At 56.4% G+C, this 2,886-nt stretch carries 2 rRNA genes; both read right to left on the minus strand.

Annotated elements, in window-relative coordinates:
- Positions 1 to 105 (minus strand): 5S ribosomal RNA (gene rrf / locus N5098_RS02295); the annotation flags it as partial.
- Positions 106 to 235: 130 nt separating this feature from the next.
- Positions 236 to 2,886: ribosomal RNA gene (locus tag N5098_RS02300) — 23S ribosomal RNA — on the minus strand; the annotation flags it as partial.

Raw genomic sequence — 2,886 nt, forward strand, 5'->3', positions numbered from 1 at the left:
CTTTCCCAGAGACTCTCGTACTCCAGTACTCAGCGGAACGCTGGTGAGCTTAACTTCCGTGTTCGGGATGGGTACGGGTGGAACCTCACCGCTATGGCCGCCTTAATGCTGACTCACGGACTCGAACCGTGATGTGGGGACGTTCCCACAACACCTGTCTCAGTGGTTGATGTAACCATGTGTTCGTGCGATCCAGTTTACGCCTGGACTCGTATACCCGAGTCACAATGCGGTATGAATGTTGGCTTTGACCTGTTAGTTCTCGCGGGCTGAATGTCTCGTTGCCTCGACACGTACACCCCGAGTCTATCGAACTCGTCTTCTACGAGTGGTCTCAACGGTACCTCTTTTCCAGGTGGGTTTCGAGCTTAGATGCGTTCAGCTCTTACCCCGTGTGGCGTGGCTGCCCGGCAATGCTCTCTCGAACAACCGGTAAACCAGTGGCCACCACCCGTAGTTCCTCTCGTACTATACGGGCGTTCCCGTCAGGTACCAAAACACCCCCAATAGATAGCAGCCGACCTGTCTCACGACGGTCTAAACCCAGCTCACGACCTCCTTTAATAGGCGAACAACCTCACCCTTGCCCGCTTCTGCACGGGCAGGATGGAGGGAACCGACATCGAGGTAGCAAGCCACCCGGTCGATATGTGCTCTTGCGGGTGACGACTCTGTTATCCCTAGGGTAGCTTTTCTGTCATTTTTGGCCCGCATCAAGCAGGCGCAAAAGTTCGCTAGACCACGCTTTCGCGTCAGCGTTCCTCGTTGGGAAGAACACTGTCAAGCCACCTTTTGCTCTTACGCTCTCCGCCGAGTCTCCGACTCGGCTGAGGTGGCCTTGGGGCGCGCTCGATATCTTTTCAAGCGCGTACCGCCCCAGTCAAACTGCCTGGCTACCGGTGTCCTCCTCCCGGAGTGAGGGTCGCAGTCACTGACGGGTAGTGTTTCATGAGTGTCTCGGCGACGTGCTGGCGCACGCACTTGTGTAACAACTTCTACCTACTCTGCACATCAGCGACCACGTCCCAGCGACAGCCTGCAGTAAAGCTCCATAGGGTCTTCGCTTCCCCTTGGGGGTCTCCAGACTCCGCACTGGAATGTACGGTTCACCGGGCCCAACGTTGGGACAGTGACGCTCTCGTTAATCCATTCATGCAAGCCGCTACTGAAGCGGCAAGGTACTACGCTACCTTAAGAGGGTCATAGTTACCCCCGCCGTTAACGGGTCCTTCGTCCTCTTGTACGAGGTGTTCAGATACCCGCACTGGGCAGGATTCAGTGACCGTACGAGTCCTTGCGGATTAGCGGTCACCTATGTTGTTAGTAGACAGTCGGAGCGTCCGAGTTACTGAGACCTGCTCCATTCCGGAGCAGGCATCCCTTATCGCGAACTTACGGGACTAACTTGCAGAATTCCCTAACGTCGGTTGTTCCCGACAGGCCTAGGCTTTCGCTGCCATGGGCACCTGTGTCGGATCTCGGTACGAACACCATGCTTGCCTTTTCACGGGCCCCAGGTTGAACCGATTTACACTATCCTGCCGTTCTGTCGCTTCGTGCCATTACGGCTTCCACGACCTTGGACAGTTCGACCGGGCGAAGGCCCGGTTCGGTCGACCCCAGGGCGTCAGCGTTTACTGCACGGTGGCACTGGAATATTAACCAGTTTCCCTTTCGAGACATTCGACTTACGGTGTCTCTTAGGACCGGCTAACCCTCGGCTGATAAACATTGCCGAGGAACCCTTGCCCTTTCGGCCGTCAGGATTCTCACCCGACTTTCGCTGCTACTACGACCAGGATTTTCGTCACCACGCGGTCCACACGAGATCTATCCCATGCTTCCATCCACGCGGAGCGCCGACCTACGCAACCACCTTGTGACAGGTGTGGCCAGGTTTCGGTGGTGGATTTGAGCCCCGATCATTTTGGGCGCCCCGAACCTCGGCCGGTAAGCTGTTACGCTTTTCTTAGAGGGTAGCTGCTTCTAAGCTCACCTCCCGGCTNGCTCACCTCCCGGCTGTCTAGGGCTCGGGACCACCTTCGATCGCACTTAATCCACACTTTGGGACCTTAACCCGGCGCTGGGTTGTCTCCCTTATGGTACACAGGCTTACCCCGCGCACCGGACTCCCCGCGTCAAAAGCGTCAGTGAGTTCGGAGTTTGACAACCGCGCCGACCTCTCTCGAGGGCGGACACGGTAATCAGTCACTCTACCTCACGGACTACCTCGGCGGAGGTCATGCTTCGACATGTTTCGGTCGGAACCAGCTGTTGCCGGACTCGATGGGCCTTTCACCCCTACACGCAGGTCACGGGAGGGTATTGTAAGACACCAACCCTAACAGGCTTCCACATGACTTTCGTCATGCTTCACCTTGCCCGCGCGTAGATCGTCCGGATTCGGGTCGTGTCCGTCTGACTCCCCGCGCTTGAACACGGCGGCCCTCGCGCAAAGCGCTGCGGCCATGTCGGTTTCCCTATGCCTTCCCGGGTTGACCGGTTAGACTCGCCAGACAAACACACTCCCTGGTCCGTTTTTCAAAACGTACGACGGAACACCGGCTTCCTGTGAGTCCTACTGGAGGCTCGCGCCTCGGTCGTTTATCACAGGACCTTGTGTGCCCCGTCGCTCCATCGCCATCTGATTTCAAGCCCTATTTCACCTCCCGTTGGAGGATACTTTTCAGCGTTCGCTCACGCTACTTGTTCACTATCGGTCTCGAAGAGTATTTAGCTTTGACAGTCGATGCCTGTCAGATTCACGAAAGATTTCCAACCTCCGCTACTCTGGAACTGACTCACAGCAGACTTGTTTCCAATACGGGGCTTTCACCCTGTTTCGCGCTCCATTCCAGAAGACTTCTTGATAACGTTTTGCTGATG

The organism is Halovenus rubra (genome assembly GCF_026586665.1).
GTDB lineage: Archaea > Halobacteriota > Halobacteria > Halobacteriales > Haloarculaceae > Halovenus > Halovenus rubra.